Origin of the sequence: Paracoccus contaminans (genome assembly GCF_002105555.1) — a bacterium.
Taxonomy (GTDB): domain Bacteria; phylum Pseudomonadota; class Alphaproteobacteria; order Rhodobacterales; family Rhodobacteraceae; genus Paracoccus; species Paracoccus contaminans.
In genome coordinates, this window is the sequence record NZ_CP020612.1 from 1,927,234 (window position 1) to 1,945,179 (window position 17,946).

General features: G+C 70.0%; 15 protein-coding genes and 2 pseudogenes. 10 read left to right on the forward strand and 7 right to left on the reverse strand.

The window, feature by feature from the left end:
* Positions 1-81: 81 nt before the first annotated feature.
* The 6 genes from B0A89_RS09095 to B0A89_RS09120 all read left to right on the forward strand — a co-directional run bounded on the left by B0A89_RS09095 (position 82) and on the right by B0A89_RS09120 (position 5,968).
* A complete protein-coding gene (locus B0A89_RS09095; protein WP_157115302.1) occupies positions 82-753 on the forward strand; it encodes an SURF1 family protein in 672 nt (223 codons plus the stop codon).
* A gap of 8 nt (positions 754-761) precedes the next feature.
* Positions 762-2,150, forward strand: coding sequence for a threonine synthase (thrC, locus tag B0A89_RS09100; protein ID WP_085377871.1), 1,389 nt, complete (start codon positions 762-764; stop codon positions 2,148-2,150).
* Between the two features lie 53 nt (positions 2,151-2,203).
* Positions 2,204-3,412: a M16 family metallopeptidase gene (locus B0A89_RS09105; protein ID WP_085378862.1), complete on the forward strand. Its 1,209-nt coding sequence runs from the start codon at positions 2,204-2,206 to the stop codon at positions 3,410-3,412.
* Entirely contained in the window at positions 3,412-3,996 is a 585-nt protein-coding gene (locus tag B0A89_RS09110) for a GNAT family N-acetyltransferase (protein WP_085377872.1), read from the forward strand. Before B0A89_RS09105 ends, B0A89_RS09110 begins: the two co-directional genes overlap by 1 nt.
* 45 nt (positions 3,997-4,041) lie before the next feature.
* A complete protein-coding gene (locus tag B0A89_RS09115; RefSeq protein ID WP_085377873.1) occupies positions 4,042-5,439 on the forward strand; it encodes an FAD-binding oxidoreductase in 1,398 nt (465 codons plus the stop codon).
* A gap of 97 nt (positions 5,440-5,536) precedes the next feature.
* A complete protein-coding gene (locus tag B0A89_RS09120; RefSeq protein WP_085377874.1) occupies positions 5,537-5,968 on the forward strand; it encodes a PACE efflux transporter in 432 nt (143 codons plus the stop codon).
* On the opposite strand, the pseudogene B0A89_RS09125 reads toward B0A89_RS09120, so the two are convergent.
* Both B0A89_RS09125 and B0A89_RS09130 read right to left on the reverse strand, forming a co-directional pair.
* Positions 5,965-6,518, reverse strand: a pseudogene (locus B0A89_RS09125) (adenine phosphoribosyltransferase). The gene B0A89_RS09120 and the pseudogene B0A89_RS09125 sit on opposite strands and share 4 nt — an antisense overlap.
* Positions 6,515-7,111: a flavin reductase family protein gene (locus tag B0A89_RS09130; protein WP_085377875.1), complete on the reverse strand. Its 597-nt coding sequence runs from the start codon at positions 7,109-7,111 to the stop codon at positions 6,515-6,517. The pseudogene B0A89_RS09125 and the gene B0A89_RS09130 overlap by 4 nt, the downstream one beginning before the upstream one ends.
* Positions 7,112-7,260: 149 nt before the next feature.
* Between B0A89_RS09130 and B0A89_RS09135 the strand changes: the two are divergent.
* Together B0A89_RS09135 and B0A89_RS09140 are read left to right on the forward strand one after the other, a co-directional pair.
* Positions 7,261-7,737: pseudogene (locus B0A89_RS09135) on the forward strand (GNAT family N-acetyltransferase); the annotation flags it as partial.
* A gap of 140 nt (positions 7,738-7,877) precedes the next feature.
* Positions 7,878-8,693 carry an EcsC family protein gene (locus tag B0A89_RS09140; protein ID WP_085377877.1) on the forward strand — a complete coding sequence of 272 codons (816 nt, stop codon included), beginning with the start codon at positions 7,878-7,880 and terminating at the stop codon, positions 8,691-8,693.
* 25 nt (positions 8,694-8,718) lie between these two features.
* Here B0A89_RS09140 and B0A89_RS09145 read toward each other — a convergent pair whose 3' ends face one another.
* The 5 genes from B0A89_RS09145 to B0A89_RS09165 form a co-directional block, all read right to left on the reverse strand.
* A complete protein-coding gene (locus B0A89_RS09145) occupies positions 8,719-9,627 on the reverse strand; it encodes a carbohydrate kinase family protein (protein WP_085377878.1) in 909 nt (302 codons plus the stop codon).
* Positions 9,628-10,157: 530 nt separating this feature from the next.
* Entirely contained in the window at positions 10,158-11,477 is a 1,320-nt protein-coding gene (locus B0A89_RS09150; protein WP_240558486.1) for a TFIIB-type zinc ribbon-containing protein, read from the reverse strand.
* 84 nt (positions 11,478-11,561) lie between these two features.
* Entirely contained in the window at positions 11,562-12,686 is a 1,125-nt protein-coding gene (locus tag B0A89_RS09155; protein WP_085377879.1) for an SPFH domain-containing protein, read from the reverse strand.
* Between the two features lie 62 nt (positions 12,687-12,748).
* The gene (locus B0A89_RS09160) at positions 12,749-13,720 is read right to left on the reverse strand and encodes a DUF2927 domain-containing protein (protein ID WP_085378863.1); all 972 of its coding nucleotides are present in this window, start codon (positions 13,718-13,720) and stop codon (positions 12,749-12,751) included.
* A gap of 88 nt (positions 13,721-13,808) precedes the next feature.
* Positions 13,809-15,008: a toxic anion resistance protein gene (locus tag B0A89_RS09165; RefSeq protein WP_085377880.1), complete on the reverse strand. Its 1,200-nt coding sequence runs from the start codon at positions 15,006-15,008 to the stop codon at positions 13,809-13,811.
* Between the two features lie 201 nt (positions 15,009-15,209).
* Between B0A89_RS09165 and fabF the strand changes: the two genes are divergently transcribed.
* Positions 15,210-16,472: a beta-ketoacyl-ACP synthase II gene (gene fabF, locus B0A89_RS09170; RefSeq protein WP_085377881.1), complete on the forward strand. Its 1,263-nt coding sequence runs from the start codon at positions 15,210-15,212 to the stop codon at positions 16,470-16,472.
* Positions 16,472-17,650, forward strand: coding sequence for an endolytic transglycosylase MltG (gene mltG / locus B0A89_RS09175; RefSeq protein ID WP_157115303.1), 1,179 nt, complete (start codon positions 16,472-16,474; stop codon positions 17,648-17,650). The genes fabF and mltG overlap by 1 nt, the downstream gene beginning before the upstream one ends.
* Positions 17,651-17,946: the final 296 nt, after the last annotated feature.

A 17,946-nucleotide genomic window follows, 5' to 3' on the forward strand; every position in this document is an offset into this window, starting at 1 on the left:
TTTGCGGGGCGCTGGCCCCGCGGGCGCGCGGGCGCGCCGCCCCATGCGCCGGGCCGGGCAGGCGCGGGGCGCCTTTCGCTGATGCGCCGCTGGTTGCCGCCGCTTGTCCTGGGGCTGATGCTGGCGGCGCTGCTCGCTTCGCTGGGGTTCTGGCAACTGCGGCGCATGGCGGAAAAGACCGCCCAGCTTGACGCCATCCAGCGCGGGATCGAGCAACAGCCGGTGGCGCTGCCCGCGGCGGTCGACCCGTCGATGAAATACCGCCCCGTCTATGCGACCGGCACCACGACCGGAGAGGAGATCCTCGTCCTGTCGGGGACTCATGATTTCGGCGGCGGCTACAACGTGATCTCTGCCTTTCAGACCGATGACGGACGGCGGATCATGGTGGACCGGGGCTTTGTCCCCCAGGATGACCGGCGCAAGCCGCGCCCGCCGGTCGCGCTGACCGTGGCCGGCAACCTGCACTGGCCCGACGAAAAGGGCAGCGCCACGCCCGAGCCCGATCTGGCCGCAGGCATCTGGTTCGCGCGCGAGGTGCCGCGCATGGCGGCCTTCCTGCATGCCCAGCCGGTGCTGATCGTGGCCTCGGCCGTTCGGGGCGATGCCCAGGGGGTGATGCCGATCCCGCTGGACATCACCGACATCCCCAACAACCACCTGTCCTATGCGATCCAGTGGTTTTCCTTTGCGGTGATCTGTCTCGGGATGACAATCGGGCTGGTCTGGCGTATCCGGCGCATGACCAGATAGGACGACCGATGCGCTATATCTCGACCCGCGGGCAGGCGCCCGTTCTGCCCTTTGCCGAGGCGATGATGACCGGCCTTGCGCGCGACGGGGGCCTTTATGTGCCCGAAGCCGTGCCGCAGATGGACGCCGCCGCCATCGCCGCGCTGGAGGGGCAGTCCTACGAGGAGGCGGCCTTCCGCATCATCCGGCCCTTCGTCGCGGAAAGCTTTTCCGAAACCGAGCTTCACGATGCCATCCGCCGCGCCTATCAGGGCTTTGGCCATGCCGCCCGCGCGCCGCTGGTGCAGCTGGCGCCCGGCCATCACCTGCTGGAACTGTTCCATGGCCCGACGCTGGCCTTCAAGGATTTCGCGATGCAGCTGATCGGCCAGCTGTTCCAGATCGCCCTGGCGCGCGAGGGGCGGCGCATCACCATCGTCGGCGCGACCTCGGGCGACACCGGCTCGGCCGCGATCGAGGCGTTCCGCGGCCTGCCCAACGTGGATGTGTTCATCCTCTATCCCCATGGCCGCGTCAGCGAGGTGCAGCGCCGGCAGATGACGACGCCGGACGATGCCAATGTGCATGCGCTGGCCATTGACGGCACTTTCGATGACGCGCAGGCGCGGCTCAAGGATCTGTTCAACGACCATCCCTTCCGCGACGGGGTCGGGCTGGCGGGGGTCAACAGCATCAACTGGGCCCGGGTGCTGGCGCAGGTCGTCTATTACATCACCGGCGCCGTCAGCCTGGGCGCGCCGCACCGCCCCGTCAGCTTCACCGTGCCGACCGGCAATTTCGGCGACATCTTTGCCGGGACGATCGCGCGGGCGATGGGGCTGCCGGTCGACCGGCTGGTGATCGCGACGAACCAGAACGACATCCTCGACCGCGCCATGCGGACCGGCCGTTATCAGGTGGGCCGGGTCGAGCCGTCGGTTTCGCCCTCGATGGATATCCAGGTCAGTTCCAATTTCGAACGGGCGCTGTTTCTGGCCTATGACGGGGACGGGGCGGCGGTTGCGCAGCTGATGGAGGATCTGCGGGCGGGTGGCTTTGCCATCAGCCAGGGCGCGATGGAGCATCTGCGCGAGCTCTACGACTCGGGCCGCGCCTCCGAGGCCGAGACCCTGTCGACCATCGCCCGTGTCCGCGCCGAGACGGGGCAGGTCGTCTGCCCCCATACCGCCGTCGGGGTAAAGGTCGCGGACGAACACCGCCGGCAGGGGGTGCCGATGATCACGCTCGCCACCGCCCATCCGGCCAAGTTTCCCGATGCGGTGGAACAGGCCATCGGCCTGCGCCCCGCGCTGCCGGCGCATATGGCGCGGATGGCCGGCCTGCCCGAACGGGTCACGCGGGTTGAAAATGACAGCGAGGCGCTTAAGTCCCTGATCCTTGAACGGAGAATGGCTTGAGCGACATCCAGATCACCACCCTGCCCAACGGCCTGCGCATCGCCTCGCGCCTGATGGCGGGGCTTCATTCGGCCTCGGTCGGCATCTGGGTCGGGGCGGGGGGCCGCGACGAGCGGGCCGAGCAGAACGGTATCGCCCATTTCCTCGAACACATGGCTTTCAAGGGGACGGCCCGCCGGTCGGCCCTGCAGATCGCCGAGGTGATCGAGGATGTGGGCGGCTATATCAACGCCTATACCTCGCGCGACACGACCGCCTATTATGCCCGCGTGCTGGCCGCCGATGTGCCGCTGGCGCTGGACGTGCTGGCCGATATCGTGCTGAACCCGTCCTTCGACGGGCGCGAGATCGAGGTTGAGCGCGGCGTCATCCTGTCCGAGATCGGGCAGGCGCTGGACACGCCCGATGACGTGATCTTCGACTGGCTGCAAGAGGCCGCCTATCCCGACCAGGCGATGGGGCGCACCATCCTCGGCCCGGCCGAGCGGGTGGAAAGCTTCTCGCGCGCCGACCTGGCCGCCTTTGTGGCCGAGCATTACGGGCCGGGCCGGATGATCGTGGCTGCTGCCGGGGCCGTCGATCACGACGCGCTGGTGCGCCAGGCCGAACAGCTGTTCGGCCATCTGTCCCCCCTGGCCTCGGCCCCGCGCGAGCCCGCGCGCTGGCAGGGGACCGAGGCGCGCCGCGTCAAGCGGCTCGAGCAGGCGCATTTCGCCCTGGGCTTCGAGGGGCCGGGCTACATGGACCCCGATTTCTACGCCGCGCAGATCTGGACCTCGGCCCTGGGGGGCGGGATGTCCTCGCGCCTTTTCCAGAAGATCCGCGAGGAACGGGGCCTGTGCTATTCTATCTTTGCCCAGTCGGGCTTTCATGACGACACCGGCATGGTCACGATCTATGCCGGCACATCGGGCGATCAGGTCGCCGATCTGGCGCATCTGACCATCGACGAGATCCGCCGCTCTGCCGAGGACCTGTCCGAGCCGGAGATCGCGCGGGCCAAGGCGCAGCTCAGGGCGGGGTTGCTGATGGGGCTGGAAAGCCCCTCGGCGCAGGCCGAACGGATGGCACGGGCGCTGGCGATCTGGGGGCGCGTTCCCGATGCCGCCGAGGTCGCCGAGCGCATCGAGGCGGTGTCGGCCGCCGAGGTGCGCGCCCATGCTGCCCGCATCATCGCCGCCGCCCGCCCGGCGCTGGCCCTTTACGGCCCGGTCCGCCGCGCCCCGGCCCGCGATGTCCTGGCCCAGAGGCTTGCCGCCTGATGTTCCTGCGCCGCAGCGCCCCGCCGCGGCTTGAAACGGAACGCATGGTGCTGCGCCTGCCGGCGCATGGCGATTTCAAGGCTTGGACGGGCCTGCGCGAGCAGAGCAGGGCCTTTCTGACCCCGTGGGAGCCGGTCTGGCACGCCGATCATCTCAGCCGCCGCGCCTTTGCCAACCGCGTCTATTGGGCGGCGCGCGCCAGCCGGGCGGGCACGGCCTTGCCGCTGTTCATGATCCGCCGCGATGGCGTGCTGGTCGGCGCGGTGACGCTGGACACGATCCGCCGGGGGCCCGCGCAGACAGGGACGCTGGGCTATTGGGTAGGCGTGCCCTTTGCACGCCAGGGCTATATGCGCGAGGCGCTGGCCGCGGTCGTTGCCCATGCCTTCGGCCCGATGGACCTGTCGCGGCTCGAGGCGGCCTGCCTGCCCGAGAACGCGGCGAGCCGGGGGGTGCTGGAAAGCGCGGGCTTCAACTATGAGGGCGTGGCAGAGGGCTATCTGCAGATCAACGGCCGCTGGCGCAATCATGTGCTGTATTCCAGCCTGCGCCCTGACCGGCGCGGGCGGACCGATGTGGGGTAAGGGCCGGGGCGCTGCCCCGGACCCCGGGATATTTCTGGACCGAAGATGAGCCTTGTAGCCGCCGATGAACGTCTTGCCGCCTGCTTGCCCGCAGGGGTGCTGCGCCCGCCCGAGGACCGCTATCTGGACGAGCCGCGCGGCCGCTATCGCGGGCAGGCGGGGCTGGTCGCGGCGCCTCGGTCGGTTGATGAGGTTGCGGCCATCGTCCGGGCCTGCGCGGCCGCGCGGGTGGCGATCGTGCCGCGGGGCGGCGGCACGGGGCTGGTCGGCGGATCGGTGATGCCGGCCGGCCCCGCGCCGCTGGTCCTGTCGCTGGAACGCATGGCCGCGGTGCGGGCCGTCTGGCCCGAGGAAGACGTTCTGGTTGCCGAGGCAGGCTGCACCCTGGCGGCTGCCCAGGATGCCGCGCAACAGGCGGGGCGGATGTTTCCCCTGTCCATCGCCAGCCAGGGGACGGCCCAGATCGGCGGGGTGCTGGCGGCCAATGCCGGTGGGACGGCGGTGCTGCGCTGGGGCAATGCCCGTGCGCTGTGCCTGGGGATCGAGGCGGTGCTGCCGGATGGCTCGATCCTGCGCGAGCTGAGGCGGCTGCGCAAGGACAACACCGGCTATTCCCTGCGCGATCTGCTGATCGGGGGCGAGGGGACGCTGGGCATCATCACCGCCGCCAGTCTGCGCATGGCGCCGCTGCCTGCGGGGATCGCCACGGCGATGCTGGCCGTGCCCGGCCCGGCCGAGGCGCTGGCGCTGCTGGCGCTGGCGCAGGGGCGGTTTGCGGGCTGCGTCACGACATTCGAGCTGATCTCGGGTGTCGGGCTGGATTTCCTGGCCGAAACGCTGCCGGCCATCCGCCAGCCGCTGCCCGGCGCGCCCTGGTCGGTGCTGCTCGAACTGTCGCTGCCCGAGGGGCTGGGGCCGGACGAGGCACTGACGGGCCTGCTGGAACAGGCGATGGGAACGGGCCTTGTCACGGACGGGGCGGTGGCGCAGTCGGGCGCGCAGGCGGGCGAATTCTGGTCGCTGCGCGAGCATCTGCCCGAGGCGAACCGCCGCATCGGCGTGGTGTCCTCGCATGACATCAGCCTGCCCTTGTCGGAAATCCCGCGCTTCATCGAGGATGCGGGCGCGATGCTGGCGGGGATGGGCGACATGCGCGTGAACTGCTTTGGCCATCTGGGCGACGGCAACCTTCACTACAACGTCTTTCCCGCGGCCGGCCGGCGGCGCGAGGATTATGACGCGCTGCGCCCGCGGGTGCAGGAAGCCGTGCATCAGATGGTCGTGGACCGCGGCGGGTCGTTTTCGGCCGAACACGGGGTCGGGCGGCTCAAGGCCGCCGATCTGGCGCGTTGGGGCGATCCGGCGCGGCTGGCGGCGATGCGGGCGATCAAGGCGGCGCTGGACCCCTCGGGCATCATGAACCCCGGCGCGGTGCTGGCTTGATCGGGGCCGGAGCGGCGGCTATAGGGACGCGCGAAAGGACGACCTTTCCCCGTCATGGGCGGCATCCGGGACGGCCCGCATCAAGGGGGCCCATCCCATGCGCAGCACCGCCGACCGCATCCGCCACGTCATCCTGTTCGAACTGATCGGCCTGATCTTCCTGGTCGGGGGCGGGTGGCTGGTTGTCGGCTTTGACCCGCATGCGCTGGGCGTCGTCGGGGTGGTCTCGTCGCTGGTGGCGACGGGGTGGAACTATGCCTATAACCTGCTCTTTGACCGGGCGATGCTGCGGCTGGCTGGCACCACGCTGAAATCCCACCCCGTCCGCGCACTGCATGCCGTCCTGTTCGAGGGCGGGCTGCTGGTCATCCTGCTGCCCTTTGTGGCCTGGATGCTGGACGCCTCGCTGTGGCAGGCGCTGCTGTTCGACCTGTCGGTTGCGGCCTTTTATATCGTCTATGGCTACGGCTTCAACTGGGCCTATGACCGGGTCTTTCCCAGCCCCGAGGCGCGGGCACGCGCCGCCTAGTGGCCGTCGAACTGGGTCAGGGCGTGAACCTCGACCCCCGCATCCTCGACCACGCGGCGCCCGCCCAGTTCAGGCAGGTCGATCACGAAGGCCGCGCCGACCACCTCGGCCCCCAGCCGCCGGCACAGGTCGATCGCGGCGCGCGCCGTGCCGCCCGTCGCCAGCAGGTCATCGACGATCAGCACCCGGTCGCCCGCCGAGAGGGCGTCATCGTGAATCTCCATCACCGCCTCGCCGTATTCGAGCTGATAGGCCTGGCTGATGACCGCGCCGGGCAGCTTGCCCTTCTTGCGAATCGGCACGAATCCGGTGGACAGCTGGTGCGCAACCGCCCCCCCAGGATGAAGCCGCGCGCCTCGAGCCCCACGACCTTGTCGATATCCACCCCGGCATAGGGCGAGAGCAGCTGATCGACCGCCATGCGAAAGCCGCGCGCATCCGCGAACAGGGTGGTCACGTCGCGGAAGACGATCCCCTCATGGGGGAAATCCACGATGCTGCGGATATAGTCGCGCAGATCCTTGCGGGGCTGGGCGCTGTGGGGCTTCATGCGGGGCGGTCCATCTCGAACAGGTCGGTGACGATGCAGTAATCCTTGTAGCCGAGCCGCGCCAGCCAGCCCGAGGGCGGGCGGAAGCGGCCGGCCTCAAGGCAGTCGGGGCGGATATGGATGCCGGTGACGACGCCCAGCACGATGTGGTTTGCCTCGCCCGCCTGGCGGATGATGCGGGTTGCCCGGCATTCGATCGAGGCCGCAGCCTCGGCCACGCGGGGGCAGTCGATCGTCTCGCAGGGCGCGGGGGTGACGCCGGCCAGGGCGAATTCGCTGACCCCCGCCGGCTGGGCCGAGGTCGAGGCGTTCATCGCGTCGCGCAGGGCGCCGTCGGCGATGTTGACGCAGAACACCCGGCTTTCCGCGATCTGCGCCACGGTGTCCTTGGTGCCGGGGCGGTCGGGTTTCTGCCCGGTCGAGGCGAACATCACCTGCGGCGGCACATAGGCGGTGGCGTTGAAGAAGGAATAGGGCGCCAGGTTGTCGCCCAGCCGCCCCCTGGTCGAGAGCCAGCCGATCGGGCGCGGCGCGACGATGGCATTCCAGGGGTTGTGGGGCAGGCCATGGCCCGATTCAGGACGATAGAACATATGCGCGGGCCTCGGTCCTGACTGGTTCGCGGGCATCCTGCCTGCGCGGCGCGCCCGCCGCAACCGCTCGCGCGCATGCGGATTTGTCGTTCAACCCGGCCCCCCGGATGCTAAGCGCGCGCCGACTGCCTGCATGATGCGCGCCCCCTATGTATGACCTGTGCCCCGAAACCGATGCCGACACGCCCGCTGTCGAGGCGTTGCTCGACCTGTGCTTTGCGCCGGGCCGCACCGCGCTGTCATCTTATCGCCTGCGCGATGGGGTGCCGCCCGTCCGCGATCTGTGCCTGATCCTGCGCGGGGACGGTGGCACGCTGGCCGGGGCGATTCGCTATTGGCCGGTGCGCGTGGCGGCGCGGCCGGTGCTGCTGCTGGGGCCGGTGGCTGTCCATCCCACCGCCCAGGGCGAGGGGCTGGGCGGCCTGCTGATGCGCGAGAGCCTGGCGCGCGCCCGCGCGATGGGATGGGCGCGGGTCATGCTGGTGGGCGATGCGCCCTATTATTCCCGCTTCGGCTTTGCCCGGCTGGAGGGGGTGGAGATGCCGCCCCCCACCAATCCCGACCGGGTTCTGGGGCTGGAACTTCGCCCCGGCGCATGGGTTGACCTGCGGGGCCGGGTCGAGCGCGAAACCGGCGCCGCGGTGCTGGCCGGGCTGGCCGAGATCGGGCAGCTGCCGGCGCTGCAACCGGCCTGCACCCAGGTCGATGCGCCCGCAGCACCCCGGCGCGCGCCCCGCGACCATGCCGAACGCCAAGGACAGACCCGATGACAGCACATTCCATCACCCCCCGGCAGGCGATCCTGCCCCCCATCGACGATCCTTCCGTCCATGCCGAGGTGGACCGCCTGGCCCGGCGCTATGTCGCCGCCGGGGGGCTGGGCATGGATCTGCTGGCAGCGGTCGGCGGCAGCGCGCAGGGGCTGATCGAACGGTTGCCGGCCTTCGTGCGCAGCCGCCTGGACGATCTGGCGATGACGGCGCTGGACCGGGCGTTCCGCGCCGCCAGCCGCTCGCGCCGGGTGGTGCGCGACCGGGGCGACTGGTTCAACCGGCTTGCCTCGGCGGTGACGGGGGCGGCGGGGGGCGTGGGCGGATTGCCGGCCGCGATGGTCGAGCTGCCCCTGTCGGTGACGATGCTGCTGCGCTCGATCCTGGGGATCGCCGAGGAATACGGCTTTGACGCGAGCGCCGAGGAAACGCGGATCGAGGCGCTGCGCGTCTTTGCCGCGGCCGGGCCGATGTCGGATGACGACGGGGCCGATCTGGGCCTGGTCGCGGCGCGGCTGTCGATCACGGGGCAAAGCGTGCAGACGCTGATCGCGCGCATCGCGCCGCGCTTTGCGGGCGTGCTGGGCCAGAAGCTGGCGGCGCAGGCGACGCCGGTATTCGGCGCCGTGGCGGGGGCGTCGATCAACTATACCTTTGCGCGCTATTATCAGGAAATCGCGCGGGTCCATTTCGGGCTGCTGCGCCTTGCGCGTGAAACCGGCCTGCCGCGCGAGGCGCTGACCGAGGCGCTGCGCCTGCGCATCGAAACCCTGTCGGCCGCAAGGGCGGCGCGCCGCGCGGGCCGGGGCTGAGCAAGCAGCCGGCGCCGGGCGGGCGTCAGGCCAGCTCGTGCGCCCAGGGCGGATCGGCGCCGGGGCGCGAGACGGTCAGGGCGGCTGCGCGCGCCGCATGGGCCAGCGCCGCGGACAGGGCCGGCTCGTCCAGCCGGTCCAGCCGGCCCAGCGCCCCGGCGCGGTGCAGCGCGTCCAGCATCCCGGCGTTGAAGGTATCGCCCGCCCCGATCGTGTCGGCGACCTGAACCCGCATCGCGGGCGCGGCAAGGCGCAAAGCGGCGGTATGGGCGGCGGCGCCCTGCGCGCCGCTGGTGGTCAGCACCAGCCGCACACCTCGCGCCATGAGCCGCCGGGCAGCACCCTCGGCACTGTCCCCCGGCCAGAGCCAGTCAAGATCGTCGCCCGACAGCTTGACGATCGAGGCAAGGCCGAACAGCCGGTCGAGCCGGGCGCGATAGGCGTTCTCGTCCCCGACAAAGAACGGGCGGATGTTCGGGTCCAGCATGACCGGCACCCCTGCCTGGGCCGCGCGCGCCGCCAGCGTCTCGATCGTCGCGCCGCAAGGGTCGGGGACAAGGCTGATCCCGCCGATGAACAGCGCCGCCAGGCCAGGGGGCAGGGCAGGCAGGTCGGCATCGGCAAACATCCGGCCGGCCGAACCCTCGTCATAAAAGGAATAGCGCGCATCGCCCCCTGCAAGGCTGACGACGGCCAGCGTCGTCAGGCGGTCGGTGCGCGGGCAGCGAGCCGTGTCCACCCCCGCCTTGGCCAGCGGGCCCAGCAGCGCCTCGCCAAAGCCGTCGCGCGAGATCGGCCACAGATAGGCCGTCGGCGCCCCCAGCCGCCCCAGCGCCACCGCGGTGTTATAGACGGCGCCGCCGGGCAGGGGGCGCAGCGTCCCGTCCGGCTGGGGAACCATGTCGATCAGCGATTCGCCCGAACAGAGGATCATTGCGCAGCCTTTCCTTGCCGCTGCGCCCTATAGGCGCAGGCGCGGCGTCGGAAAAGGGGGCGCGCCCCCGCGCCTGCCCGCCCATGGGCGCGGGATTTTTGCAGACAGGGGCCGCATGGCCTGCCCTGCAAAGGCCGCGCGCAAGGGAAGGGGGCCTGAGGATTGCGCCGTGCCCGGCCGCTACGTTGAAGGGCCTGTGCAGGCAGGGGAGCTGTGCGCCGACGCAACGACGAGCCGGCCGGGCCGTCGCCGCCGATCGCGCCTTGGCGGCGCAGCGGCGATGCCGGGGCTGGGCGTTGGGGCCGGTGGGCGCGAGCGATGCGCCCCATTGGGGCGTGGCTGGCCGTGGCCCTGTGCACGGGGCAGGCGGCAGAAAGCGGTGTCCGGGTGCCGTGTGCCGCGCCCTGCGGGAAGGAGTGCGAACAGGCGGCCATCCGGCCCTGGGGCGCCAGCGCAGCGCCCTGTGGTGAGCCGCGCCCGGCCAGTGCTCAGCCGGCCCCGCCCAAGGAGGGCCGGCCAACCCCGCCCTGTCAGTAGCCGCGGATCACATAGCCGCCAGAACCGGACAAGCCGCCCGGCAGGCCGAAGGCGCCCGGCCCGTCCGGCATGGTGACATATCCGCCCGAGACGCCGCCGATCTGGACATAACCCCCGCGCTCGGCCGCCCATATCAGCGCCGCCAGCGCGGCAAGCCCCAGGATGACGGCCAGGGCAATCTTCCATGCCGACCAGGGGCGATCACCCTGCACCCGGCCGGACTGGCCATTGACGACGAAGCGATAGCTCTGCCCGTTGTATTTATAGGCCGCAAGCCAGATCGGCAGCAGGACATGCTTGAACGTCTCGGCGGAAAACTCGGTATCCAGCGCCTCGATCTGCTGGACATCGCCGCCCATGTCGCGCCGCACGTCCATGCCGATCACGCCGCCCATTTCCTGCCGGGCGATGGCATGGCCTTCGGCCAGCGGCACCGTATAGCTTTCGGCCTGAAAGCCGGCCAGATATTGCGGATCATAGCTGACCATATGCGACAGATCCCACGGCGCCAGCGCATCGGTGAACCGCCGCGGCAGCGAGGATGAGGCCAGCACCAGCACATCATTGAAGCCGCGCGCCACCTGGCCGGCGACGCGGGTCCAGCGCGTGCGCATGACCTGCTGGGGAACCTGCTGCAGGCGGCCGTTCACCTCCTGCGTGACATGGACCGTCTCGAAATAGTGATCGCCCCGCAGGCCCTGATAGCGGCTGCGGGTCTGGGCATCGAAAGTCCAGAAGGGTGAATAGACGCCCTGCATCCGCCGCCCGCGGCGCGCATATTGCGTCAGGCCGCTCGGGGCGAACCACAACCCCTTGAGCCAGTCGTCCAGCGCGGCGCGGGCCTGATCCTCGGTCAGCAGGAAGGGCAGCACCCCTTGCGGCTTGAGCAGGCGGGCCGTTCCCGTGTCGGTGACGACCGGCGTGGCGCAGAAGGGGCAAAGGCCGGCATGATTGCTGCCGTCGATCTCGATCCGGGCACCGCAGTTGGGGCAGGACATAGTGCGCACCGTCTGCGCAAGGTCCGATCCGCGGTCGATCTGCAAACCCTGCGCCAGCGGGATTTCCGCCAGATCCGGCGCCTTGTGGCCGGCGTCCCACTGAATCGCGCGGCCGGTGCGCGGATCGCGCAGCAGCGCGTCCTGCCCCTCGGCCCCGCCCGCCGCCTGCCGCGCAGGGGCGCGGCCTGCGCCCGGCGAAATGGTCTGGACATGTCCGCAATAGGGGCAGGTCAGGGCGTTCTGGCCAGGGCTGAATTGCAGGCTCGCGCCGCAGTTCTCGCACGGATAGCGATGTTCAATCTGGGGCGTCGGCATGGGGCCTTTCCGCTGATGGCGCGGGCGGTCCGGGGGCCAGCCCCCCGGACCCGCGGGATCTCTCCCGCCGCTGGTCGCGCAGTTTTATTTCTGCGGCAGGGGCGGGGGCAGCATGGTGAACAGCTGGCCCAGGGCAGGCACCTCGTCAGCCTCTTTCCAGCCGTCCTGTCCGGGCGTCCAGACCAGCGTGTCGCGGCTGAAGCGGCCCTCGTTCATCAGCCGTCCCAGGTCGGCCTTGCTGTATGGGCCGCTGGCGGCCCCGTCGAGCGCGATGTGCCAGACGGTTTCGGACGGCGCCGAGGGACCGGCGATCATGCCCGGCTGCGGCTGGAGGGCGGGGGGCTGCTGCTGGGCGGCCATCTGCCCCCAGGGGCCGCGCATGCCCATGCCCAGCGCGGCGCCCAGGCCGGCCCCAAGGCCCGCCCCCATCCCCCCGTTCTGGGTGGATGCGTTCAGCATCGCTTCGGTCTGGGCATATTGGCCGAACCGGCCGAGATCGCCGACGATCCCCATCGAGGTGCGCTTGTCGAGCATGCGCTCCACCTCGTCGGGCAACGATATGTTCTCGATATAAAATTCTGGCAGGGTCAGGCCATACTGGGCCACGGTCGGCTGGATCGCCTTGGCGACCATCTGCCCCAGCTGCTGGGTATTCGCCGCCATGTCGAGGACCGGGATGCCGGAGGAAGCCAGAAGGCGCGAGAACGCCTCGACGATGACGTTGCGCAGCTGATAGCTGATCTCGTCGGCGGTGAATTCGCCGTCGGTCCCCACGATTTCACGCATGAAGGCGGCCGGGTCGGTCACGCGCATCGAATAGGTGCCGAAGGCGCGCAGCCGCACCGGGCCGAATTCGGGATCGCGCGCCATGATCGGGTTGCGCGTGCCCCATTTCAGGTCGTTGAACCGGGTCGTGTTGACGAAATAGATTTCCGACTTGAACGGGCTGCGGAAGCCATGATCCCAGTGCTGGAGCCGCGTCAGGATCGGCAGGTTGTTGGTTTCCAGCATGTAAAGGCCAGGGCCGAACACATCCGCCAGCTGCCCCTCATGGATGAACACGGCGGCCTGCCCCTCGCGCACGGTCAGCTTGGCGCCGTATTTGATCGCCCGCCCGCGGGCTTCATAGCGCCACACCATCGTGTCGCGGGTGTCGTCCACCCATTCGATCACGTCGATGAATTCGCCGGTCAGAAAGTCGAAAACCATGGGTTTCCTCCGCTTGAGGTCGGGGCGGGAACGCGCGGGAACGCGCGGGCGTTCCGCCGCACTCAGCGCGCCAGTTCCGCCGCGATCGCCTGCACGATGGGCAGGGCCTCGGCCTCGGTCATGCCGGGGCGCAGGCGCGGGTCATACAGCATCTTCAGCAGTAACTCGTCATGGCGCGTCAGCAGCGCGAATTCCTCGTCGTCGTTGAAGATCGAGGGGCGCGCATCGGGGCTGTCATTGGCCAGGCCCAGCGCCTGGGCCAGTTCCTCGTGAAAGCAGCTGGTGCGCAGGGGCTGGGGCAGTTCGGCCCGGATCACGGCGACGGCGTTGGTATAGCTGGCGCCGGTCCCGGACGAATAGGCAAAGACGGTGCAGTAGTTCTGCGGCGCCAGATTCTCGATCGCGCGCATGTCGGGGCCGGGGATGCCCGGCACCAGCCCGGCCAGGCGCGGGCCGATGGCGCGCCGCTCATCCTCGTTCAGGACCAGCACGACGAGATTGCCCCCCTCGTCCTTGAGCCGCAGCGGATGGCCGGTGATGCGGCCAAGGCGCGCCGCGTAATCGGCGATGGCGGCCCGGTCGCGCCCGCGCTGCGCCTCGGGAACGGAATCGCCAAAGACGATGCTGATGCCGACGGGCACGCCCCAGCGGCGCAGCGGCGCGGAATGAACGCGCGGCACGAGGCGGCCCTGCGTCATCTGGTATTCGTCGCGCAAGGCGATCTGCACGAAATCATCGACCAGCCGGGCCGCCGTGGTCGGGATGGCCGTGCCGTCATCGGTGCGCAACAGGCCGCGGGCCAGCAGGGTATCCTGAATACCCTTCAGATACTGGCCCATCGTGCGGCTGGCATCGCTGGGCCGCGCGGCGGGGGCGCTGTCGCCGATGGCCATGGCGCGGCGGCGGCGCAATTCGGCCTGCGAAAGATGGGGCGGGCGGGCCGAGGCGGGCACGGGACGCGCCAGCGGCGCAGGCACCGGCACGAGGGGCGGCGCGGGCAGGGCGGGCGCGGCACAGGCGGCCAGCGCCAGCATCAGCGCGGCGACAAGCGGACGCCCCGGCAGGACGGGCGCGCGGCCCGGGACAGGCGATGTCACGGCAGGATGGCCTGTTGCGCCCGGATCACGGGCGCCCGGCGGGCATGGCGCCCGACGGCCCGGCGGCCGGGCTGGAACTGGCGGCACGCGGCGCGGCAAGGGTCTGGCGCAGCTCTGCCTCCATCTTCTGCAGGTCCATCTCGGCGGCGGCGCGGCGGGCCTTTCCCTCATCGGCGATGCGCAGCGAATCCTCGATCGTGGCGATCAGTTCGGCATTGGCGGTGCGCACCGATTCGATGTCGAACACGCCCCGTTCCATTTCCGTGCGGATGCGGGTGTTCGCCTCGCGCAGGTTGCGGGCATTGGCGGTCAGCAGGTCGTTGGTCAGGTCGGTGGCCTGCCTGACGGCACCGGCCGCCTGCGCGCCGCGCTGGATCGTCACCGCCTGGGCCAGCTGGGTTTCCCACAGCGGCACCGTGTTGACCAGGGTCGAGCTGATCTTGGTGACCAGCGACTTGTCGTTTTCCTGCACCAGCCGGATCGAGGGCAGCGACTGCATCGTGACCTGCCGCGTCAGTTTCAGGTCATGCACCCGCCGTTCGAGATCGTCGCGCATGGCGCGCAGATCGCGCAGTTCCTGCGCCTCGATCACATTGCCGTCGGGCGCCGCCGCCTGCAGCGCGGCTTCCTTGGCGGGAATGGTCCGGCTGTCCAGCTCGCGCAGCTTTTCCTCTCCGGCCGCGATGTAGAGCGCCAGTTCGTCATAGAAGGCCAGCGTGCGTTCATACAGCACGTCCAGCGCCTTGATGTCCTTGAGCAGCGTGTGCTGGTGACGCTCAAGATCGCTGGTGATGCGGTCGATCTGGCCCTGCACCTGTTCATAGCCGGCCACGAAGCGGGCAAAGGGCGCGGCCCGGCCCGTCAGGCGTTCCCACCAGGACCGTTCGCGCCGCACGTCCAGCTCGTCGATGGAAAACCCGCGGATGGTCGAGACGATGTCGCGCAGGGAATCGCCCGCCGGGCCGACATCCTTGTTCTTGACATCGGCCAGCATCGCCTGGCTGATTTCCTGCAGCCCCGCCTGGGCGCGCGATCCGAAATGGACGATGGATGCGGTGTCGCGCAGGTCGATCTCGTCCATCCGGCGGCGGATCTCCGCGGCCACCGCGGCGGGCGCATCGTCCAGCCGCGCCACCTCGGCCGCCGGTTCGGGCAGGACGATCGCCGTCACGGATTGAAGTTCGGGCAGCGCGGCCTGGGCGCGGGCCTGGGTCTGGGTGCTCATCGAACGGTTTCCCCAATCGGGTGCGGGTGATCGCCCGCCAGCGCCTGCGACAGCACGCAGGCAGGGCGGATCGGTTGCGCGATCAACAGGATGGGGCACGGAAAGTTCCCGCCGTCAAGGCCGCGGGCCTGATGCTGGCGCGTTGCGCCGCAACGGACGGCTGTGTATTGAGCGGCAGTTGGACCATTGGGAAGGAACGCCATGCGCAGGGTCGTCGTCACCGGGCTTGGAATGGTCACGCCGCTGGCTTGCGGGGTCGAACAGACCTGGTCGCGGCTGCTGTCGGGGCAGTCGGGCGCGGGTCCGATCACCCGCTTCGATCCCAAGGACGTGGTGACGAAATATGCCTGCGAGATCCCGTCCGGCGACGGCTCGGACGGCAGCTTCAACCCCGACGACTGGATGGAGCCGAAGGACCGCCGCAAGGTGGACGACTTCATCCTTTACGGGATGGCCGCAGCCCAGCAGGCGGTGGAGGATTCCGGCTGGCGCCCTGCATCCGAGGCCGAGCGCGAGCGCACCGGCGTGATGATCGGCAGCGGCATCGGCGGGCTGACCTCGATCGCCGAGACGGCCGTGCTGATCCGCGAACGCGGGCCAAAACGCGTCTCGCCCTTCTTCATTCCCGGCGCGCTCATCAATCTCGTCTCCGGGCAGGTCTCGATCCGCTTCGGCTTCAAGGGGCCGAACCATGCGGTCGTCACCGCCTGTTCGACCGGCGCCCACGCCATCGGCGACGCGGCGCGGCTGATCGCGCTGGACGATGCGGATGTGATGGTTGCCGGCGGGGCCGAGGCCCCGATCAGCGAGATCGGCATCGCCGGCTTCAATGCCTGCAAGGCGCTGTCCACCAGGCGCGAGGACGATCCCAAGGCGGCGTCGCGCCCCTGGGACGCGGACCGCGACGGCTTTGTCATGGGCGAGGGCGCGGGTGTCGTCGTGCTGGAGGAATACGAGCATGCCAAGGCCCGCGGCGCCCGGATCTATGCCGAGGTGCTGGGTTACGGGCTGTCGGGCGATGCCTATCACATCACCGCGCCTTCCGAGGATGGCGACGGGGGCTTTCGGTCCATGACCGCCGCGCTGAGGCGGGCGGGGCTGGGTGCCGAGGCGCTGGATTATGTCAACGCCCACGGCACCAGCACCATGGCCGACGTGATCGAGCTGGGCGCGGTGGAACGGCTGCTGGGCGATCACGCGCGGGGCGTCACCATGTCCTCCACCAAATCCTCGATCGGGCACCTGCTGGGCGCGGCGGGGGCGGTCGAGGCGATCTTCTGCATCCTGGCGATCCGCGACCAGATCGCCCCGCCGACGATCAACCTGGACAATCCGGCGCGTGAGACGCCGATCGACTTGGCCGCCAATGCCGCGGTGCGGCGGCGGATCGACGTGGCGCTGTCCAACAGCTTTGGTTTCGGCGGCACCAATGCCAGCCTCGTCATCGGCAGGGTCCGCGACTGATGTGGCGGGCCATCGCCTCGAACGCGCTGACGCTGCTGGTCGTCATCCTGGTGGCGGTGGCGGTGGCGGTCGCCTGGGGGCGCAACCAGTATGCCGCGCCGGGGCCGAGCGCCGTGGCCCAGTGCGTCGAGGTGCCGCAGAACGCCCGGCTGGCCGAGGTGAGCGATCAGTTGCTGGCGCAGGGGGTGATCCGTTCGCCCTATATCCTGCGCACGGGCGCCGATTACGCCGGCAAGGCGGGCGCGCTGAAATACGGCAGCTATCTGGTGCCGCCCCATGCCAGCATGAAGGACATCGTTGACACGATCACCGCGGGCGGGCCGTCCACCTGCGGGACCGAGGTCGTCTTTCGGATCGGGGTGCGGGAGAACGCGGTCGTGCTGCGCGATCTCGATGCGCAGAGCGGGCGCTATGAGGACCGGGTGAAATACAACCCGGCCGGCGAGCAGCCGCCCGAGGCGATCGCCCAGGCCCAGGCCAAGCCCGGCACGCGGCTGCGCGTCGTGGTGGCCGAGGGCACGACCGCCTGGCAGGTGGTCGAGGGGATCAGGCAGGCGGCGTTCCTAGAAGGCAATCCCGGCCCGGTGCCGCCCGAAGGATCGCTGGCCCCTGACACCTATGAGGTGGAACGCGGCGCCCAGCGGCGCGCATTGGTCGAGCGGATGCGCGACGCGCAGACCGCGATCCTGTCGGCGGCATGGGAGGCGCGGCCATTCGGCCTGCCCTATCGCACGCCCGAGGAGGCCCTGATCATGGCCTCGATCGTGGAAAAGGAAACCGGCATCGCGGCCGAGCGGCCGACCGTGGCGGCGGTGTTCGTCAACCGGCTGCGCGAAGGGATGCGCCTGCAAACCGATCCCACGGTCATCTATGGCGTGACCGGCGGGAAGGAGATCCTGGACCGCGGCCTGCGCCGTTCGGAACTGGCCCGGCGCACGCCCTATAACACCTATCTGGTGCCGGGCCTGCCCCCGACCCCCATCGCCAACCCTGGCAAGGCCGCCATCCAGGCTGCGCTGAAGCCTGCGGAAAGCCCTTACCTGTATTTCGTGGCCGACGGATCGGGCGGGCACGCCTTTGCGGCAACGCTTGCCGAACACGAGGCCAATGTCGCCCGCTGGCGCGAGATCGAGCGCCAGCGCGGCGAGGATGCCGAAACCCCGGTGCAGGGGGACTGAGGGAATCATTGTCGGCAGCGGTCCGGGTGCCTGCCCCGGATCGCGCGCTTTCATCCGCCCGGTTGCGGCACCGGCGGCAGGGCAAGCGGGGGGTGTTGCCGGGCGGCCGGTCCGGTGTTGCGGGTCGTAAGTCTATGATAAAGATGGACGATCTTTCCAAGATGCAAGGGGTGCGCGCCGTTCCGGATTGACTTTGCGAACGGTCCGGGATACATATTCGACATGCTGGGAGAGGTGGGCAAGCGGCCGGGGCGAAAGCCCGCGGGCCGCTTTTTCGTTTCCCGCTCGTGCGGACA

Coding starts and splice junctions, on each gene's coding strand:
- mltG (WP_157115303.1), top strand. CDS start 16,472: ATGTGGCGGGCCATCGCCTCGAACGCGCTGACGCTGCTGGTCGTCATC.
- B0A89_RS09155 (WP_085377879.1), bottom strand. CDS start 12,686: ATGGTTTTCGACTTTCTGACCGGCGAATTCATCGACGTGATCGAATGG.
- B0A89_RS09165 (WP_085377880.1), bottom strand. CDS start 15,008: ATGAGCACCCAGACCCAGGCCCGCGCCCAGGCCGCGCTGCCCGAACTT.
- B0A89_RS09160 (WP_085378863.1), bottom strand. CDS start 13,720: ATGCTGGCGCTGGCCGCCTGTGCCGCGCCCGCCCTGCCCGCGCCGCCC.
- B0A89_RS09115 (WP_085377873.1), top strand. CDS start 4,042: ATGAGCCTTGTAGCCGCCGATGAACGTCTTGCCGCCTGCTTGCCCGCA.
- B0A89_RS09095 (WP_157115302.1), top strand. CDS start 82: ATGCGCCGCTGGTTGCCGCCGCTTGTCCTGGGGCTGATGCTGGCGGCG.
- thrC (WP_085377871.1), top strand. CDS start 762: ATGCGCTATATCTCGACCCGCGGGCAGGCGCCCGTTCTGCCCTTTGCC.
- B0A89_RS09120 (WP_085377874.1), top strand. CDS start 5,537: ATGCGCAGCACCGCCGACCGCATCCGCCACGTCATCCTGTTCGAACTG.
- B0A89_RS09150 (WP_240558486.1), bottom strand. CDS start 11,477: ATGCCGACGCCCCAGATTGAACATCGCTATCCGTGCGAGAACTGCGGC.
- B0A89_RS09130 (WP_085377875.1), bottom strand. CDS start 7,111: ATGTTCTATCGTCCTGAATCGGGCCATGGCCTGCCCCACAACCCCTGG.
- B0A89_RS09105 (WP_085378862.1), top strand. CDS start 2,204: ATGGCGGGGCTTCATTCGGCCTCGGTCGGCATCTGGGTCGGGGCGGGG.
- B0A89_RS09140 (WP_085377877.1), top strand. CDS start 7,878: ATGACAGCACATTCCATCACCCCCCGGCAGGCGATCCTGCCCCCCATC.
- B0A89_RS09110 (WP_085377872.1), top strand. CDS start 3,412: ATGTTCCTGCGCCGCAGCGCCCCGCCGCGGCTTGAAACGGAACGCATG.
- fabF (WP_085377881.1), top strand. CDS start 15,210: ATGCGCAGGGTCGTCGTCACCGGGCTTGGAATGGTCACGCCGCTGGCT.
- B0A89_RS09145 (WP_085377878.1), bottom strand. CDS start 9,627: ATGATCCTCTGTTCGGGCGAATCGCTGATCGACATGGTTCCCCAGCCG.